Source organism: Nocardioides caldifontis, assembly GCF_008087345.1.
Taxonomy (GTDB): Bacteria; Actinomycetota; Actinomycetes; order Propionibacteriales; family Nocardioidaceae; genus Marmoricola_A; species Marmoricola_A caldifontis.
In genome coordinates, this window is sequence record NZ_VHIB01000001.1 from 481,814 (window position 1) to 498,535 (window position 16,722).

The following is a 16,722-nucleotide window of genomic DNA, read 5'->3' on the forward strand; positions in this document are numbered from 1 at the left end:
CTTGCTGACGCCAACGTTGACGCCAACCCGGCGCGCCCGGCCCGTCGACTGAGTCCGCGACCAAGCTCGTGCCGCCGATGGCCGGCTGCCGCCTTGGGGCGCGAAATCCGTGACCGCCGCTGCGCGCCAGGCCAACACATCCTGCCCACGCTGATGCGACCTCACGGCAGTAGTGCGCGAACGTGCCGCGAACGCGCGATGTGGTGCTTCGGTCCCCCGCTACTTGGGACAACCGTGTTCCGCCCCCGTCCGCGCTGCTCGTGGGGCAAGATGCGGAATCGGGCCTTACCCGACCGGAAGGGACTCGCTGATGCCGAAGCGTGGAGACAGGCTGCCCACGAGGTGGACTCGGTGGCCGCACACGAAGGCTAAGCACGATCTCCTTGTCCGCTACCTTAGGGCGTGGTTCCCGATCATGGGACGCACTGCCGGCCGAGCAATTGTTCTTGACGCTTTCGCTGGCCCCGGCCGCTACGACCACGGCGAGGACGGGTCCCCTGTGCTCGTGCTCGCGACGCTCCTCGACCACAACGATTTCGACAACTGGAAGTGCGAGTTCGTCCTGGTTTTCAATGAGCTCGACCCGGAACGGTTTGAGTCGTTGCGCGGCGTGTTGCGCGAGATCCGCGAGGACAACCAGCCGTGGCCGACCAAGGTGAAGTTGCTCGAGCCGCGGAACCAGTCATTCGAAGACCTCGGCAACGACATGTTGCAGAGCCTCAAGGGCGCCAGCATGGCGCCGACGTTCGCGTTCATCGACCCCTTTGGCTACATGGGGCTGCCCCTGGACCTGATCGCCCAGATGTTAAGTTTCGAGCGCTGTGAGCTCTTCATCTACTTCGACTTCAACTCGGTGAACCGGTTCGCCACTGCCGGAAATGTTGACGCGCACTTCGAGCGGCTCTTCGGGACCGACGAGTTCAAGGACGCGCCGAGCGCCGGGCCAGAGCGGCAGCAGTTCCTCCACGATCTGTACGAGCGGCAGTTGAAGAGCGTCTGCAACTTCGCCCATGTTCGAAGTTTCGCTATGGTCAATCAAACCGGGCACATTGGCAACTACATGTTCTTTTGCACCCGGAACCTCCAGGCGTTCGACCGCATGAAGGAGGCGATGTGGAAGCTCGCCCCGAGCGGCGACTACCGCTTCGAAGACCGGCTGGCGGACCAGCCCGTGCTCTTCGATAACGAGGAGGCGACCGGTCCGTTGCGGGACTACCTGCTGCAGCACTACGCAGGGCAGACGGTCGCGATAAAGCAGCTCGTTGACCACGTCGTCGCCGAGACACCGTTCCACAGCGCGCAAGTTCGGCGAGCGACGCTGAAGCCGATGCAGGACGACGGCCTGATCCAGGCATTCGGGCAGACCCGAAAGGGCACCTATAAAGAAGGTGTCGTGTCGATCGTTTTCCCGGACCCCTAGGCCGGCGCCAGTGCCGGCATGTCGTCCCAAGTGCGGCCCTCGAGCTCACGGCCATTTGCCTTTGGCGTACGCCCACCCCATTGCTTGAAGAAGAAGGCGACGCCAGCGTCCTCGCACTGATCGCGGAGATTCGTCACCCAAGCGGGATCCATCGCCCGGGCATTTGGACCGGATTCGCCGCCGGCGATGACCCAGTTGATATTGGTGAGGTCGAGGTTAGGTAGCGCGGTTATGAGCGGCTCGCAAGACAAGAAGCGAACAGCGGTGGGCGTAGCTCGGAGGTGGTCGATTCGGTCGACGGCGTCGAACGACTCCACCGAGACGCCCATCCAGAGGTTGTCGGGCCAGTCCAGCTCGTCGGCGAAGCGCGCCATCCTGTGAGCTCGCTTGGTCAGGACTTGGTAAGTGTGCTGAGGCGTGTCCTGGATGACGTCGAAGATTTCGCGAACGAAAGCGATCGGCACCTTGGCATGGAACAGGTCGCTCATCGAGTTCACGAAGACGACCTTCGGCGACTTCCACCTGTAGGGCTGCTCTAGGGATCTCGGGTGGAGGGTGACTCCGAAGCCCGGGCCTGAGGTCCTGGGGTCGCCGTCGTTCTGGTACTTCTCGGCACCCATGGCTTTGAGCCTCTTGGATAGCGCCAGGGCGTAGCAGTTGTCACAGCCGGCAGCCACCCGGTCGCACCCGGTCACTGGGTTCCAGGTGGCCTCGGTCCATTCGATCGCGCTGTTCATGGCCACGTCGCGCACTCCTTCGATTCGAACACACGTTCGATCCGCCACCAGTATGGCGCACTCAGCAGCAGGCTAACCGGCCTTTCTGCGACGCCGGCGGGTCCGCGGCCCATTGCACAGGCAGGTGTCAGGTCGACGTGCGTCACTTCGCCGCCTTCAACGATGGTCGTCAACCGACACTCGGCGCGTGGCTCTACCTGGGCCGGTCACCCTCGTCGTCAAGGAGGTCGTGAACCCGGTCGAGAGCCTCCCTTTTGTCATCGAGCGTGACATGGCCGTACACGTTCATTGTCATCTCGAGGGCAGAGTGGCCAGCGATCTCCATGACGGTTCTCGGGGGCACGCCCAGCCGCAAGAGCACGGACACCGCTCCATGTCGGAAATCGTGCATTCGGACCCGCCGGACCCCAGCGGCTGTACAGGCATCCTGCACAATGCGGGTGCAGTTCCGAGGATCGATGGGTGTGCCCACAGGGGTGGTGAACACGAAGCCGAGATCAGGCCACGTGTCACCCAGTTCACGTCGCTCCGCGTCTTGCCTCGCGCGATGGTCGATCAGCGCCTCGGTCACCAGGCTCGGTAGCGGCACGGTCCGTCGTGACCGAAGAGTCTTGGTCGGCATAGTCTCCAAGCCGCTGCTCAGGCGGTGGAGTCCTCGGCGTATCTGCAACACCTCGGATGTGAAGTCGACATCGTCCCAGTGCAATCCGAGCAGTTCACTCCTCCGTAGCCCAAGAACGGCCAACACCACGAACATGGCGTGCAATCGGTGTTCCCGGGTGCTCTTCAGGAGAGCCCGAACGTCCTCGACGGTTAACGGAACGCGCTCCGCCTGTTGGACTCGGGGAGCCCGGACCAGCTTCGCGACGTTCTTCTCCAGCAACTCCTCTCGCACCCCGTCCTCGAGCGCAGCCCGCAGCGTCTGGTGCACGTACTGGATGGTCCGCGTACCTACCCCGCCGCCGCGTAACCGGTCCAGGTACAGGCGCACATCGCGAGCGGTCAGCTTCGCGAGCTTCGCGCCGCCTAGATCGGGAATTAGGTACCGCTCTGCGTTGTAGCGGTAGGCGGCGAGCGTGTTCGGCCGAACGCGGTGAACGACCACCTGGTCGAGCCACTCCTCGAGATACGCCGCCAGGGTCAGTCGCGCCGGAGTCACTGGCGCGCCGCGGTGCACCTGCGACTGCACTTCCCGCAGCGCTGCCTCCGCCTCCGCGCGTGACTTGGCGTAGATGCTGTGACGTACTCGTTGCCCATCTGCCTCGGTGACGAAGAATCGGGCGACCCAACGGCCGTCGGCTCGCTTGTAGACGCTGCCTTCGCCGTTGGCATTCTTTCGGCTCACCACGATGGCACGACGTCGAGCCCGTTGACGAAGTCGGCGAGCGCCTTCGCCGAAACCCGTCGCCGGCCACCAACCTTGACCGAGCGCAGCTCGCCGGTTCGGAGGAGGTCATAGACCTTGCTGCGCCCCACATGGAGCAGCCGTGCTATCTCCTCGGGTGTAAACAGTAGAGGTGGCATTTCCTCGCTGGTGAGGAGCCACAGGTTGGGCTGCACCTTGGCCGCCCCGAGATCCTCGACCGGTTGATCGAGGCTGAACAGGTACTGCTCCATAGCCTTCTCCGATGTCCTGGCCGGGGTCATCCTCCCGGCGCTGTGATGGTCAGGTCGCCGCGGTGCCCGTCAAGGGCCCATTCGGGTCGCTGCGCGACTCGCTTCGCTCGCCCTTGACCGGCACCGTGGCGACCTGAGGTGTGCGCGGATCGGGAGGATGAGCAGGACTGGTCGCCTACGGTGGCTGGGCGGCGAGGATCTCCTTGGCTGCCTGGTACTCGGCCTTCCACCGCAGCCGCTCGGCGATGGTGCGGGTCAGGATTCGCCGGTACACCGGGAGTGATGACTCGAGGGGGTTCCAGACCTTCCACTCGTACCGGGGTTGGCCGTCGGCGCGGCGTACGTCGGCCGCAAGGCGCTCGGCGTCGGCGACCTCGATGCCGGCCGTCGCGAGGACTTGGCGCACGACGTCGACGCGGTCGGCACGATGCGCGGCGAGTGTCTTCCCGCTCCAGCGTCGGGAGACTAGGACACGGCGGCCGCCGCAGCCGAGGTGCTGACGGTCGTGGGCCTTGGCTGGGCACTGACCGGGGCTCATGCCGTCGTGTGCGCCAGCGGGCTGGATGCCGAACCGGAGCCAGTTCGCGCACCGCGGTGAGCAGGGCAGGTACCGCAGCTCGTGGTGGAGCCGGTCGAGGTGTCGGCGCTGCCGGGGCGTCGCGGTGGAGTCGTCGCCGTAGGCGTCACCGAAGGTCTTGGCGAGGTACTTCGTCAGGTACGCCACCCGGTGGTCGGCGTCGTCCTGCTCGGCGATAATGCCCTGGAGGTCCAACTGTTTCCCGAACCGCAGCACGTGCGCCGGTCGGGCGGCCGGGTCGGCGTCTAGCTCGTCGAGAGCCTGGTCCCAGGTGCGCAGCGGGATGCCGGTGCTCGGGTCGACGTACCCCTTAGCGTCCTGCCAGATCGGTAGGCGGTCGCCGACGTATTTCGGCTCGCGATGCGGTGGCCACCAGAGCTGGTGGTAGGTGGCGGTGACGACCTGGCGGACCGTCTCGCGCGGGATGGCGCCGCGGATCGCCGCGTGCAGGTGAGGGGCGAGCCGACGCTGCGGCTCGAGTGCGGAGAAGTACTGCACCTTCCAGCCGACCGCACGTCGCAGGTTTTGCCACAGCCGGTCTATCAGCTTCGGGAAGTGCAGCGCGTCCAGGGCGGCGCGGCGGTAGTTGTACGTCGCAGGGGCCACAGGAGTTCCGTCGCCGAGGACCGGGCCGTACGACGGCAGGGTGAAGGTGGCGAACATCGAGGGCCGGTACGTGCGGCCCGACGCTGAGGTGAACGCTCGACCTACCGTGCGGTTCTCGACCGGCAGGCTCGGGAGGTCGGGTGCGTCCTGGCGCCGACGCGTCGAGCGGACCCGGCGCTCGACCGGTGGTGGCGGCTCTTCGTCGACGTGGCCGGCATCGATGGGTGAGTCCTCGGGCTCCTGGTCGAGGTGCCAACCCTCTCGGCACTGCTGCATCCGCAGTGCTCGATTTCGGCGAGCGCATGGCGGGCACTTGGAGGCCAGCGTCGCGCCGCACGGCGTGGGCACGAGGCGGACCTTCCCCGTCTCGGTGTCGGTGACCTGGTGCACGACCGGGCGGATGCACACGCCGTTGACCTCGGCGAGCTCGCGGATCGCCTCGGTCGGCACCTGAAGCGTCGCGGCGCTCACGCCGGCTCCTCGACGACTTGCTCATGAGGCGGCGCTGGGAAGCGATCGGCGACCGCGCGGACGACCTCGTCACTGGCGAAGCCGGCACGCACCCTGAGCGGCGGTCCGCCGTCCTCGGGGACGACGTAGCCGGTGCCGGGAGCGTCACGGCGGATCCGGTGGCAGTGCACGCCGGCGGTCACGGCTGTTTCCCCGAGCACCATCGCGGTCTCGTTGACGTCCTTGAGCCTCAACCCGACCATTTGGGTGAAGAGCCCACGTGAAGGGATGACCTCCTTGCGCGGGTCCTGCAGGCAGGCGAAGACCATGAAGCCTGGCGCCCGACCCTGCGAGCACAGCAGGTTGATCGCCAGCTCTGCGCGGCGCAGGAGGTCGCGCTCGGTGCAGTACGCGGTGAGGGCGGCCAGCTCGTCGATGACGACGACGTGAAACGGGTCCTCCACAGTGGGCTCGTGGAACCGCACGTGCCCGGCGTACCTGCGGGTCCGCTTCCGCATCTGCTCCACCAACTCCTCGAGGAGCGCCACCGCCTCGGCCGCCGTCGTCGCCGTGGTGGCGAACAGTCGAGCGCCCATCAGCAGCTCCATGCCGCCCTTGAGGTCGATGCCGTGCAGCCGGACGAGGCCGGTGTGGGAGGCCGGTGCCAGACCGAGGACGAAGGACCAGAGCACCGAGCCCTTGCCCGAGCCGGAGCAACCGGCGACTAGGGTGTGAGGGCCGAGCGGGAGGTTCCACGGCTTGCCGGCCTCGGTGCGTCCCACCTCGACCACTTCCAGTGCGGCGGCTTCGATGCCTGGCTCTGGGGTCGCGAAGGGCGAAGCGAGAGTGTCGTCCATGGTGAACGTGAGGAGGACTCCGGCGGCCGCCACCTGCTCGACCCTGAGGTGAAGCGCACCGAGCGCATGGCGAAGCGCTTCGCTGGCGGCCTCGAAGTCGCCCATCTTCTGTCCGGGCAGTGTCTTCACCTCGCACCGCAGCCATGGCCAGCGGCAGGTAACGGTGCGGAGCGCGGGTGCGACGATGTCGCCAACCTCATCGCGCTGGGTCAGTCCACACGCCTCGGCCATCGTCGGCCACCGCCACCGGAAGGCGAGGCGGCTCAGCACTCCTCGCGCCGGCCACTCAATCCGTGCCCGCCAGTTGCTCGACGCCAGGAGTGCCCAGCCCCGGATCGTCGCCGCGGTGAAGGCGAGTGCGACCAGGATGTAGGACGGAACCCGGTCACCGAACCACCAGATCAGTGCAGCTGCAATGAGGACGAGGCCCAGAGCCCTGCGAACGAAGTACAGGATGTGGCGGACCCACCACCTGACCTCCCGCGCGAGGAACGACGCCAGCGCAAGCATCACGCGATGTGGTGTTCGCCGGCGCGGTAGCGCTCGATGACGCACTGCAGCATCTCGGCTGCTTCACTGAGCGAGAGTCGAGCGATGCTGACGAGCTCGTCGACCTCGCCGCCGGGCGAGAAGGCGAGGCGCCGGAACACCTGGTCGACGACTTCGTGGGCATCGTTGAGGCGCGCGATGTGCCGGTAGAGCTCGCTGACGGCCTCGTCGTCGGAGTGAGCATCGAGGAACCGCGTCCACTCGTGGAGGGCTCCGACCTTGACTACCACGGCTCCTCCGTCGCGTCCGCAGTGACGGTGATCTCCAGATCGTCGACCTGGGCGCTCCAGCGCCCGCCGGTGGCTTGGCCGAGGGGCCGGGCGTGGGGGTCGCGGTCCTTGAGGACGTTGCGGAGTCGGTAGCTCGTGTGGACGTCCGAGACGACGACGAGGACCCTCGGCAGCCCGCCCTCCTCGAGCGGCGGCGACGCGCAGGCGCGCACAAGCTCGAACTGGCCGCCCAAGAGCTCGGACGCCCGACGAAGGCAGTCCGCCATGTCGCCCAGCACCCAGCTGCCCCAATCCCACTCGGCGGAGGAGCGCATCACGAGGCTGCCTTCTCGGGCACCGGCGCCGGCTTCGCGGCCGGCCGGGAGGGCGCGCGTACGTCGGATGCGCGAAGCGACCAGCTGATCTTCGAGAAGTCGCCGTTCTGCTCGATGTACGCCGTGGCGGACAGGTTCACGAACTCCACGGGGGTGAACGGCAAGCCCGGCAGGGACTCGGGCAGAACCGGCTGCACCTTGGCGCCAACCTTGACGGACATCGTGCGGGTGGCCTTCTTGGCGTCCGGGTCCGCGTCGACGATGTCGACGGACCAGATCAGCAGACCGGTGTCGGGGTCGATCGCCTGGACGACGTTCTCGCGGGTCGACCGGTCGTAGTCCCTGACGGGCTGCACCTCACCGACGGCGTAGGCGCCGTAGGGGAACGCGACCTCGAACGGGACGGGAAGGCGACGCGGCATAGCCATGACTGCTCCTCTACTCATCTATAGGAGTTGCGTATGCTGTCCAGACTGAAGTCCTACAGAGGAGTTGTCAAGCGTCAGTCGGCAGGAAGCTCGTAGTTGAGCACGAAGTGCTCGGCCGACATGACCGTGTCGCACATCTCGACGGGCTGGTCCTCCACGTCGTACGCCACTCGGACGAGCGTCAGTACCGGCGTGCCGGCAGCGAGGCGCAACGCCCGTGCCTCGTCGGGCGTGGGCATGCGGGCGGAGACTTCCTCGGTGAACCGGCCGAGGCGTCGGCCGGCGTCCTCGATCCGTGCGTAGACGCCGCCCGGGCCGGGGTTGATCTCCGTCATCGGCGTGCCCTTGGCGAGGTCCCAGGGGATGAACGAGGTCGCGAGCTCGGTTGGCTCGCCGTCGCTCAGGTAACGGCGGCGCCGAGCGAGCACCTTGCTGCCCTTGCGGATCTTGAGTCGCTGGGCGACGTCTGTGTCTGCCGTTTCTGGCCCCACGAAGTAGACATCGACCCGCGGCTGAGCGTTCTCCCGCTCGGCTTCGGCTAGGTAGGCCGCCTTGCCTGCTTCCCGATGCTTGCGGGAGAAGCGGTCGTGCGCGAGGCGGCGGATGGGGGGACGGTTCCGTACGAAGACCCCGCGCCCGTGCTCTGCGACAGCGAGACCCTCACTGCGGAGTAGCTGGATCGCCTGGCGGATGGTGCCGTGGGCAACCCCGAACTCGGCGACGAGGGCGGACTCGCTCGGCAACCGCTCGCCGGGCGCAATACGGCCCGTCTCAATGCGTCGGCGGAGCTCATCGGCGATCTGCTTGTAGACCGGCCGATCGCTGACAGGATCGACGCCGCGGGCCACCCAGCCTCCTACACTCGTCTAGAGGAACTCAGACTACGGCGCGAGGAGTGGCGGCATGGTGGATACCCATCGCTTCTCTGTCAGCGTCGCCGGCGCCATCGAGGATGACCAGGGCCGGTTCCTCTGCATCAAGCGGCGGGACAACGGCCATTGGGAGCCGCCCGGCGGGCTGGTGGAGCCGGGGGAGACCCTGCTCGAGGCCCTCGTGCGCGAGGTGCAAGAGGAGACGGGCTACAAGATCTCGCCCGGACGTGTGACTGGTGTGTACCAAAATCTCGAGCGCGACATTGTGGCCGTCCTGGTGGCGGGTCGCGTCGTCGGAGGCACCGCTCGGCTCAGCGAGGAGTCGGCACAAGTCGCCTGGCTGCCCGCATCGGACGTCGACGAGCTCATGGACGAGGCGTACGCCGTTCGCCTGCTCGACTCTCGCCAGGCGGCCGCATCTCTGCGCGCACATGACGGCGTTCAGGTCGTCCGCTGATCGGCTCGCGTCCTCCCGTTGCCGAATTGATCTCTAACAAGTCAAGGCGCCGGCTTCGCCGGCGCACGGCCTGCGGGCGGCGCTGGCGCGCCGTCCTCGGTCGACGCCTTCTCGACAAACGGGGTAGCGAGATCTCGACTGGTATGGTGCCCACCGCTCGGGGGCCGGAGATGGCCGCGTCAGTGTCCTACTGGCAACATCCGTAGGCAGCTCGAAGGGCCGTCGTGACGATCGAGACAGCTGGCAACGAACCCAGCGTTTGGGCACAGTTTTCTTGGCGGCGCGTAGCCGAACTGGAACGTAGAAAGTGCGCTGAAGTCGAGGGCAAAGGTCCGCGGGCGCAAAGTTAAGAGGTGAGCAGCAGCTCGCACCTTGGGTGATACGGCTTGGATTCCCAACCCTACTCAATCCAGACGAGGTGCGCAGGCCATGTCGCGTGCGGCGATCCGCCTGATACGTACCAAGCGGCCTCTGAACAGATCTCGATGGTCGCGCTTCCGTCGGTGTTGACGGCGACCTCGGTTGCTGCTCGCATGTCGTAGACGAAGCCCTCGGGCGTTGAGAGAATCACGCGCTTCCCCGTGAGCGCTGGCTCCGTCGTCGCGGGCCGCGGCTGGCGCGCGGGGGGCACCCCGAAGTACGGGTACTTCGAAGTCTGCGCCTCGGCCATGGTTACCTCCTCCTCTACTGTGAGCCGCGCTCACCGGGACCGCAAGCGCATCCAGACTGGCATGTGGTCCGACGCCCCGCGCGGCATGCACCCGTGGGAGACCATCTCGAGGCCAGCGGGGTCGTACGCGAACCCGTCGATCCGACCACCGCGCTTCGTGGTTACGGGGCACGCCCGCCCGGACTGCCAGTTGGTCGCCATGGAAATCGAGCCCATGGACGCCAGCGCGCCCCACGGCTCCCGGACGGCGTCCAGCGAGCTGTTCCAGTCGCCGCCGACGATGGGGGAGTACCCCTTCTGGCGCAGGTCACCGATGAGAGACGACAGGTTCCTCGTCATCACGTCGTACAGCCGGCGCATCGTCGCGTGGCGGCGGGCCCCGGTCGGCATGTGCACCGAGACGACGGCGTACCGCTGTCCCGAACTGTTCTCGAGCACCACCCACGGAAGCACCCGCCCGTACCGCGGACCCTGGAAGCCGGGTGCGGCACCCGTGCCCACCACGTCGAAGACACCTCGTTTCCAGGCGACCGCCATCGCGTACGGCTTCGGCTGGTGCACCACGTACCCGGGCAACCACCGGCGGAGCGGCCGGCTCCGGACCTCCTGGAACAGCAGGACGTCGGCGCCCCCGCTGGCGACGCGCGAGAACTGCTGCTGCGCAGCCGCCGAGCCGATCGAGAAGGCGATGTTGGCCGTCAGGACGGTGATCGAGTCACCACTTCCCGAGGAGTCGTCAGCGGGCAGGATCTCGACGCCGCCGGTGGCGGGTAGCTCCTTGCCCACGTTTCGCTCGAGCCAGACCGACGGGTCGACGTCGTCCTCGTAGATCGACCCACCGCGGGGATGCACCTCGAAGTGCAGGTGGCAGCCGGTGGCATTCCCCAGCGCTCCCACCTCGCCGAGCACCTGGCCGGCCTCGACCTGGTCGCCGTCGTCGACCTTCACCGACTGCATGTGCGCGTACCACGTCGTCAGCTGGCCGACGCCCGTCGTCACTTGAACCAACCACGGTCCCGCCCAGGGCTGGTCGTCTCGGATCACCACCGTACCGTTCGTCGCTGCGAGGACCGGCATGCCGCACGAGGCTGAAAGATCGGTCCCGGTATGCGTGCTTGCCCAGTGCGAGCCGGTGCCGCCCCAGTTGCCCTGGTCGACGTACGACGCGCCTCGCGGCAACGGGTAGACGACTGTGCCTGGGTACACCGCTCCAGGCACACAGTCCGCGGTGCCGCCGAGGGACGCCGAGGTGACGCTGGCCGAAGCCATCGCCGGGTCCCCGAGCAACCGTTCCGCGAGTGCCTGGTCATCGGCATACGCATCCGGGAAGGCCGAGCGCTGCACCGTCTGACCCGCAACCGTCACCGGCATGGACTCCCACCCGGGGACACCGAGCAGGGCGGTGTAGAACTTCTCCGCGGCGACGGCCGGCTCCATGAGGTCGCGCATCGTGCCCCACCACGGCCACTGCTGCTGGAAGATCCCGAGTGAGCCATGGTCGGTCCCCACCGCCTCGTGGGGCAGGCCCAGCGAAGCTTCGATGCCCTGCTGGATAATTAGCAGGTCGCCACCTTCGCCGTCGTTCGCGTAGTTCCGGAACCGGGACTCCTGACTGGCGACCGCCAGCGCAACGACGATCCCCCGGCGCGGCACGCCCATCCGGTTGCCCACGGCGATGACGGTCCCGGCATTGGCGAGCTGGTCGTCGTCGAGCTCGCTCGAGGTCGTGTCCGCGGCCATCTCCACATCGCCGCTCGTCGGCGCGCAGTCGACCGTGGCATCCGGGTCGACGCCCAGCACGACGAAGTACATCAGCACCGGGACCAGCAGCAGCCCACCCACGAGCACGAGCGCGAGGGCGAGAACTAGGCCGCTGCGTCTCACGGCAATCAGTTCTCGGGTCGTGCCTGCGCCGGTTCGTCGGCGTCGTCGTCGGAGGCTCGGTAGATCGGGTACACGGCCTCGCCGTCGAACCACTCGGGCTCAGTAGGAGGCAGCGGCACGCTCTCCGACTTCGGCGTCGGTACGGCGGAGCTCGGCTCGTCGCCGGCGAACGGCTCGCGCTGGCGTGGCACCGTCGGGGATCCGCTCGGCGCTGACGGTGCATCGCCGTCCGTGGGCCTCGCCGTGGCGGCCGCCATCTCGAGGGCAGGCACCACGGTGACGGTGCTCGCAGGGGTCGGTGGAGGGATGACCGCGATGGGATCCGGCCGCGCTTCGGCGCGCTCGGGCGGCTCATCGTCGTCCGACACGGCCTTCGCAGCTGCTACGCCGGCTGCGGCCCCGCTCGTGTACGCCGCAGCCACGGTCGTCGCGGCCTTCCTGGCGAACCGCTTCGCCCGCGGGCCTGCGTTGCCGAACGACATCGCGTTGCCGAATGCACGGTCGTTCCACCCGGCCATGGAGGTCAGCCGTCGGAACGGCTTCAGCGCGATCCACATGATCAGGCTGTAGAGCGGCAGCAGCACCAGGGTCAGCCAGGCCGGGATCCCGCTCGCCGGATCAAGGATCAGTCCGATGACCACCACAGTGACGGCCGCGCCCGTGCCGAAGATGACCGCGTTCACCAATGCCGCACCCACAGTTCGGCCGATGCCCAGGACGATGCCTCGGGCCGAGGGAAAGAGACCGAGAGTAGCGAAGGCCGGGAACAGCATGACGGCGAGCCGCACGACGAAGAACGAGCCGAGCAGCAGCAACGCTGACACCAGCAGGAACGGCAGGGCGAACAGCGTGGCCAGCGCCGCGAGGACGGAGTAGGCGACGCGGGTGTCGGAGCGAGCGCCGGTGAGGTACTCATAGGCAGTGGGGTCGTCCTCACGGATCTGCTCCGCGACCTCACCGAACCGCTCCTGCTTGGCCTCGATGATCGCCTTCCCCTTCTCAGGATCGGAGCGCACGATGTCGGCCTCGCGCCACGACAGGGTCTGAGCCTTGAACAGCTCGGGTCCCCACTTCTGCGCAGTCTCGGAGTCGGCAGAGCCCAGTTCGCCGGCGAGCCAGGCGGTGTAGAGCACGGACTCCTGAATGTTCGACGCGACGGCGGTGGACGGCGCAGCCTCTGAGTCGCCGTTCAGTCCGTTGACCACGGTGCCGAGGGTGCTCGTCACGGTGTCGTCGGCAAAGTGGCCGGCTTCGAGCGGCCACCGGAACAGTGCCGTGGCCACCACGACGACGAACAGCGCCCACGCGACAGCAGCGGTCGCGGTAGCGAGCGCCATCCCGCGTGCCCTGATGAGGAGTACGACGCCCAGCAACGCGACGATCGCTGGGGCCCATCGGGAGAAGAGCGACTCGTGGAGGGCGGAGGAGACGTCGGTCAGGAGTGGGTCGAAAGTGTCGAGGAAGTCCGGAGCGAAGGCGACGTCGGTCAACGACGCGGTCATCGACGCCATCGCGACGGGGGCGTTCATGATCCAGTTGGAGATCGACGTACCGATGATCGCGTCGGGGCTGCGTGCCGCATCGGGCCCGCAACCCAAGTCGTAGTTGTGCCACCGGAGGCCGGCGTAACCGTACTGCTCGTAGATGGACGTCGAGGCGCCCTCCTCGAACGGATCCTCGAACGGCGGGAGCTCGTCAGGCGCAGGACCGAAGAAGCCGGCGAGCCCCTGACCCGGCATGTCCGGCGTCGGCGACTCCTTGCAGTCGAGGTCGAGGGTGGAAACCTGCGCCGATGCCGGAGGGCAGAGCAGCAGAGTCCCCAGCACCACGGCCAAGAGGATCGCTGCTCGTCGAGCCCGCTCGGTCACGCGACGTCCCCGGCGTCGGCCAGCTGGCGCAGCTCTTCCTCGGCGTCAGCCGGGCCGGCCGTGGTGTTGAGCGCCTCGAGGAGTCCTTGGTTCGCCGCGAGGTCGACCCGGATCTTGTCGACGTGCCCGTCGACGTCGCGCATGACGAACTCGCGGGAGCCGCCGTTCACGGCTCCTCGGTGTGACGACAGCGTCGCCAAGGCCCGCTCGTACCCGACCCCGGTCGGGACCCTGAGCATGCGGAGCGCATCGTGTGCAGCCTCCTCGTCCTCGATGCGGCCCACGAAGGCGGCGGACATGAAGTTGGCTACGTCCATGCCCAGCACGTCCGAGGGGTTCTGCGAGGCTGCCAACACACAGGTGTTCCACTTCCGTGAGTCACGGCCCAGGCGGGTGAAGAGCGCGCGGCCGGCGGACCACTCACCGAGGAAGTGCGTCTCGTCGAGAGCCACCAGCTTGCGGTCCGGCATCGGTCTGCCGTAGACCGCGCGGGTTGCGTACCAGGCTGCCAGGTGGAGCAGCGGTACGGCGAGCTGCTCGCTGGTCGACCAGTGTTCTCGTGGCACGTTGCGGGGCGGCAGGACCAACCCCGACATGGTGAGCACGGTGAACGGCGCATCGAGCTGGACCCCGATGTGCGTCGATGGCGGGAAGAAGAGCCGCGCGAGAGGCAGTTCCGCCATGTCCTTGAGGTAGTTGGCCACGACCTTCCCGTGCGGCTCTTCAAGCGCCTCCAGGTGCCGGACCACGTCCCAGAGCGAGGACGTGCGAACGCCCCTCGTCTGCCGAACGGCGTCGGAGATGACCAACGCCGTGAGGGGCATCGCGTCGAGCGACGGCGGCAGCATCATCTTGATGACGTCCATCGCCAGCAGCTTGCGGTCCTGAGCGGCGAGGATCTTCGCCTCCTCAAGCGCGTCGGCCGTGCCGTAGATCGCCGGGTAGGGCTGGGGCACGACCTCGAACGGGTTGAGTGTCCCCGGGGTCGCGTTGGTGAGATCAACGTGCCGTGAGACCGGCGCGAGCTCCGGTAGTCCGGTCAGCCGCGCCAGAGGACCGGACGGGTCCATGACGACCGACGGGATGCCACGGCGCACGGCTTCGTAGACGACCTGGCCGAGGAGCACCGACTTGCCGGCGCCCAGGCCGCCGACGACCGGCACGAGCCCTGAGGTCTCTCGCACCTCTGTGGCGTAGTGGGTGTCGAACATGACGGCCCTGCGTGAGCTGCCGGCGGTGTAGCCAACGTAGGGGCCACGTCGGTCACCCACCTGGCTGGCGGCAGTCGGTAGTCCGGCGGCGACGTAGAGGGCTGGGAGGCGCCGCTTGTACGCCGCGGTCGACACCGGCTCGCCGGGGATGAACTCGCGCAGGAGGCCGTACTGGCCGCGCGGATGCTCGATGGTGACCCGGCGGCCTCGGTACGACGAGGTGACCTTGCGGACGCGCTCGAGGCACTCGTTTTCCGTGGGCGCCCAGACGGCCAGCCTGAACCAGCCGTGGATCCGGGCAGCCGCGACATCGGCTCCACGGGTCATCTGGTCCTCGGCCTGGCGTGCATGCGTTGCTTGACGGTCGAGGGCTAGCGGCTCGTCGAGGTCGTGCTCGGCGTAGTGGCGCTGCATGTCACGGACGACAAGGAGCTTGCGCTGGATCGACTGGCGGGCCTCGACCCCGGACAGGACGTCGAACTGCGCGGACCACTCGACCGGGAAGGGGAGGCGGTCGGTATGCGAGATCCAAGGCTCGTGCCCAGGGTCAGCGACCTCGATCTCCTCGAGCCGCCCGACAGACATCACGGCCACGTGCCGCTCGATCGCTTCCGCGGAGCGGTGACCGACCACCCGCGTCGTACGACCGAGCGGAGCGGCGACGTAGTCGACCTCATCGGAGAAGGCGTGAAGGTCGTCGCCGTCCCACCGCTCGGTACCCACGGGTGAGAGGAACTGGGGCGACGGGAGCCCCAGCCCGACGGAGCGGCGGAGGAGCCACTCCATCTCCTTGGCGGCTACAGGCCGGCCCTCCATGCCAGGCAAGGCGATGGCCTCGGAGACCCGATCGAGGGTGGCCTTGAGGCGGGCGTACTCGCGTGAGCCGGGGCGGTGAAGGACGGCTGAGGCGATGCGGCCGGTGAGTGGTCGGCTTGCGATCCGGACGCCGAGGAAAACCTCCTTCTCGGCCATCGTCTGATTGCGCAGGTGCTGTTGTGCTCGGACGAGGTGATCGGACCAGCCGGTGCCGACCGTCGCCTTGAGCGCGGCGGGGGAGAGGCGGTCGAGGCGTCGGGCCCAATCCGCAGCGGGGTACGGCCGGGTGGTCACGCGCAGGTGAACCCGGTGTCCGGCAAGCCACGCCAGTGCTTCGCCGTACCCGAGGACGAGCTGCTCGCGCTGGGCGTCGGAGCGGAAGGCCCAGGGCTGCGTCGGGAGCTGGAACCACGCCCAGACCTCGTGGTCGGTGAAGGCCAGGTTGCCATTGATCTCGCGCAGCGCCATCCGTGCGCGGTCGACCGGCTCAACCGGCGGTCGGTGTCGTCCCAGCATGGCTCTCCCTGATGCGGATGCGGCTCGGAGTGAAGCGGTTGGCTGCTGAGGGGCGGCGCGGGGCCCTTGGTGCGTTGAGCTCGGCGCGTACCAGCTGCCAGACGGTGTGGACGGGTCGGTCGTGGTCGATGACGCCGGTGAGGGCGTACGTCGCGAGGACGCTGATCACGACCTCCCAGACCGGCGGGATGCTCACACTCATGGGCAGTGCGGCCTCGAAAAGCAGGATGGTCACGAAGAGGACGAGCCAGATGCCGTACGCCGAGTAGCGGGCCGTCCAGGGCAGCGTCATGCCCTGCGGTCCCAACCACACCGCGTCGACCCGGTAGACCTCGTCGTCGGGTCGAACGCGCATCAGCCCTGTGCGAACACGAAGCTGGCGATGTCGTCGCCGAAGCCATAGAACATCGCGGCGCCGGCTATGACCACGCAGCCGAGAAGCACGTTGGTCAACGTCAACGCGTTCTGGCTCATCTGCCCTTTTCTGGCACCAGCGATGATCGCCAGGCCGACCACGAGAAGAATGATCGGGACCAGGTTCTGGACGCCCCACTCGACGATGCCGTCGGAGTTGATGTCGGGGCCGGTTCCGCTTGCGGCTGGACTGGGAATGAACACTCTGAACTCCTCCGGTGCGTGGAGG

Annotated in this window: 17 protein-coding genes; 2 read left to right on the forward strand and 15 right to left on the reverse strand. The window is 67.6% G+C overall.

Features of this window, described 5'->3' with window-relative positions; genetic code table 11:
* Positions 1-310: 310 nt before the first annotated feature.
* Positions 311-1,420, forward strand: a complete 1,110-nt coding sequence (locus FIP57_RS10430; protein ID WP_148573439.1) for a three-Cys-motif partner protein TcmP — start codon at positions 311-313, stop codon at positions 1,418-1,420.
* Here FIP57_RS10430 and FIP57_RS10435 read toward each other — a convergent pair.
* The 9 genes from FIP57_RS10435 to FIP57_RS10475 form a co-directional block, all read right to left on the reverse strand.
* The gene (locus tag FIP57_RS10435; RefSeq protein WP_338039919.1) at positions 1,417-2,157 is read right to left on the reverse strand and encodes a DUF5131 family protein; all 741 of its coding nucleotides are present in this window, start codon (positions 2,155-2,157) and stop codon (positions 1,417-1,419) included. The genes FIP57_RS10430 and FIP57_RS10435 overlap by 4 nt on opposite strands.
* 193 nt (positions 2,158-2,350) lie before the next feature.
* Positions 2,351-3,502, reverse strand: coding sequence for a tyrosine-type recombinase/integrase (locus FIP57_RS10440; RefSeq protein WP_148573441.1), 1,152 nt, complete (start codon positions 3,500-3,502; stop codon positions 2,351-2,353).
* Positions 3,499-3,774, reverse strand: a complete 276-nt coding sequence (locus FIP57_RS10445) for a helix-turn-helix domain-containing protein (protein WP_203231162.1) — start codon at positions 3,772-3,774, stop codon at positions 3,499-3,501. The genes FIP57_RS10440 and FIP57_RS10445 overlap by 4 nt, the downstream gene beginning before the upstream one ends.
* Before the next feature lie 175 nt (positions 3,775-3,949).
* On the reverse strand, positions 3,950-5,428 hold the full coding sequence (locus tag FIP57_RS10450) for a replication initiator (RefSeq protein ID WP_148573442.1): 1,479 nt from the start codon (positions 5,426-5,428) through the stop codon (positions 3,950-3,952).
* The gene (locus FIP57_RS10455) at positions 5,425-6,774 is read right to left on the reverse strand and encodes an FtsK/SpoIIIE domain-containing protein (protein WP_238993471.1); all 1,350 of its coding nucleotides are present in this window, start codon (positions 6,772-6,774) and stop codon (positions 5,425-5,427) included. Before FIP57_RS10455 ends, FIP57_RS10450 begins: the two co-directional genes overlap by 4 nt.
* Complete coding sequence (locus FIP57_RS10460) at positions 6,774-7,043, reverse strand: hypothetical protein (protein WP_148573444.1); 270 nt, start codon at positions 7,041-7,043, stop codon at positions 6,774-6,776. The genes FIP57_RS10455 and FIP57_RS10460 overlap by 1 nt, the downstream gene beginning before the upstream one ends.
* Positions 7,037-7,357 carry a hypothetical protein gene (locus FIP57_RS10465; RefSeq protein WP_148573445.1) on the reverse strand — a complete coding sequence of 107 codons (321 nt, stop codon included), beginning with the start codon at positions 7,355-7,357 and terminating at the stop codon, positions 7,037-7,039. The genes FIP57_RS10460 and FIP57_RS10465 overlap by 7 nt, the downstream gene beginning before the upstream one ends.
* A complete protein-coding gene (locus tag FIP57_RS10470) occupies positions 7,357-7,785 on the reverse strand; it encodes a plasmid replication, integration and excision activator (protein WP_148573446.1) in 429 nt (142 codons plus the stop codon). Before FIP57_RS10470 ends, FIP57_RS10465 begins: the two co-directional genes overlap by 1 nt.
* A 74-nt stretch (positions 7,786-7,859) precedes the next feature.
* Positions 7,860-8,633 carry a GntR family transcriptional regulator gene (locus FIP57_RS10475; RefSeq protein WP_148573447.1) on the reverse strand — a complete coding sequence of 258 codons (774 nt, stop codon included), beginning with the start codon at positions 8,631-8,633 and terminating at the stop codon, positions 7,860-7,862.
* A 55-nt stretch (positions 8,634-8,688) separates the two neighbouring features.
* Here FIP57_RS10475 and FIP57_RS10480 point away from each other — a divergent pair, with 55 nt between their 5' ends.
* Complete coding sequence (locus tag FIP57_RS10480; protein ID WP_148573448.1) at positions 8,689-9,114, forward strand: NUDIX hydrolase; 426 nt, start codon at positions 8,689-8,691, stop codon at positions 9,112-9,114.
* 400 nt (positions 9,115-9,514) lie between these two features.
* On the opposite strand, the gene FIP57_RS10485 is transcribed toward FIP57_RS10480, so the two are convergent.
* Genes FIP57_RS10485 through FIP57_RS10510 form a run of 6 tightly spaced genes read right to left on the reverse strand, consistent with a single transcriptional unit; the run spans position 9,515 to position 16,697 of the window.
* Positions 9,515-9,784, reverse strand: a complete 270-nt coding sequence (locus tag FIP57_RS10485) for a hypothetical protein (RefSeq protein WP_148573449.1) — start codon at positions 9,782-9,784, stop codon at positions 9,515-9,517.
* A gap of 30 nt (positions 9,785-9,814) precedes the next feature.
* Positions 9,815-11,668: a peptidoglycan DD-metalloendopeptidase family protein gene (locus FIP57_RS10490; RefSeq protein ID WP_148573450.1), complete on the reverse strand. Its 1,854-nt coding sequence runs from the start codon at positions 11,666-11,668 to the stop codon at positions 9,815-9,817.
* 5 nt (positions 11,669-11,673) lie between these two features.
* Positions 11,674-13,497: a 6TM ABC transporter family protein gene (locus tag FIP57_RS10495; RefSeq protein ID WP_148573451.1), complete on the reverse strand. Its 1,824-nt coding sequence runs from the start codon at positions 13,495-13,497 to the stop codon at positions 11,674-11,676.
* Positions 13,498-13,532: 35 nt separating this feature from the next.
* Positions 13,533-16,079, reverse strand: coding sequence for an ATP-binding protein (locus FIP57_RS10500; RefSeq protein WP_148573452.1), 2,547 nt, complete (start codon positions 16,077-16,079; stop codon positions 13,533-13,535).
* A complete protein-coding gene (locus tag FIP57_RS10505; protein ID WP_148573453.1) occupies positions 16,051-16,434 on the reverse strand; it encodes a hypothetical protein in 384 nt (127 codons plus the stop codon). Before FIP57_RS10505 ends, FIP57_RS10500 begins: the two co-directional genes overlap by 29 nt.
* The gene (locus FIP57_RS10510; RefSeq protein WP_148573454.1) at positions 16,434-16,697 is read right to left on the reverse strand and encodes a hypothetical protein; all 264 of its coding nucleotides are present in this window, start codon (positions 16,695-16,697) and stop codon (positions 16,434-16,436) included. Before FIP57_RS10510 ends, FIP57_RS10505 begins: the two co-directional genes overlap by 1 nt.
* Positions 16,698-16,722: the final 25 nt, after the last annotated feature.

Bases quoted from the DNA above. Each gene is read 5' to 3' on its own strand.
- FIP57_RS10435 (WP_338039919.1), bottom strand. From the start codon at position 2,157: ATGAACAGCGCGATCGAATGGACCGAGGCCACCTGGAACCCAGTGACC.
- FIP57_RS10505 (WP_148573453.1), bottom strand. From the start codon at position 16,434: ATGCGCGTTCGACCCGACGACGAGGTCTACCGGGTCGACGCGGTGTGG.
- FIP57_RS10430 (WP_148573439.1), top strand. From the start codon at position 311: ATGCCGAAGCGTGGAGACAGGCTGCCCACGAGGTGGACTCGGTGGCCG.
- FIP57_RS10470 (WP_148573446.1), bottom strand. From the start codon at position 7,785: ATGGCTATGCCGCGTCGCCTTCCCGTCCCGTTCGAGGTCGCGTTCCCC.
- FIP57_RS10480 (WP_148573448.1), top strand. From the start codon at position 8,689: ATGGTGGATACCCATCGCTTCTCTGTCAGCGTCGCCGGCGCCATCGAG.
- FIP57_RS10485 (WP_148573449.1), bottom strand. From the start codon at position 9,784: ATGGCCGAGGCGCAGACTTCGAAGTACCCGTACTTCGGGGTGCCCCCC.
- FIP57_RS10465 (WP_148573445.1), bottom strand. From the start codon at position 7,357: ATGCGCTCCTCCGCCGAGTGGGATTGGGGCAGCTGGGTGCTGGGCGAC.
- FIP57_RS10455 (WP_238993471.1), bottom strand. From the start codon at position 6,774: ATGCTTGCGCTGGCGTCGTTCCTCGCGCGGGAGGTCAGGTGGTGGGTC.
- FIP57_RS10500 (WP_148573452.1), bottom strand. From the start codon at position 16,079: ATGCTGGGACGACACCGACCGCCGGTTGAGCCGGTCGACCGCGCACGG.
- FIP57_RS10445 (WP_203231162.1), bottom strand. From the start codon at position 3,774: ATGGAGCAGTACCTGTTCAGCCTCGATCAACCGGTCGAGGATCTCGGG.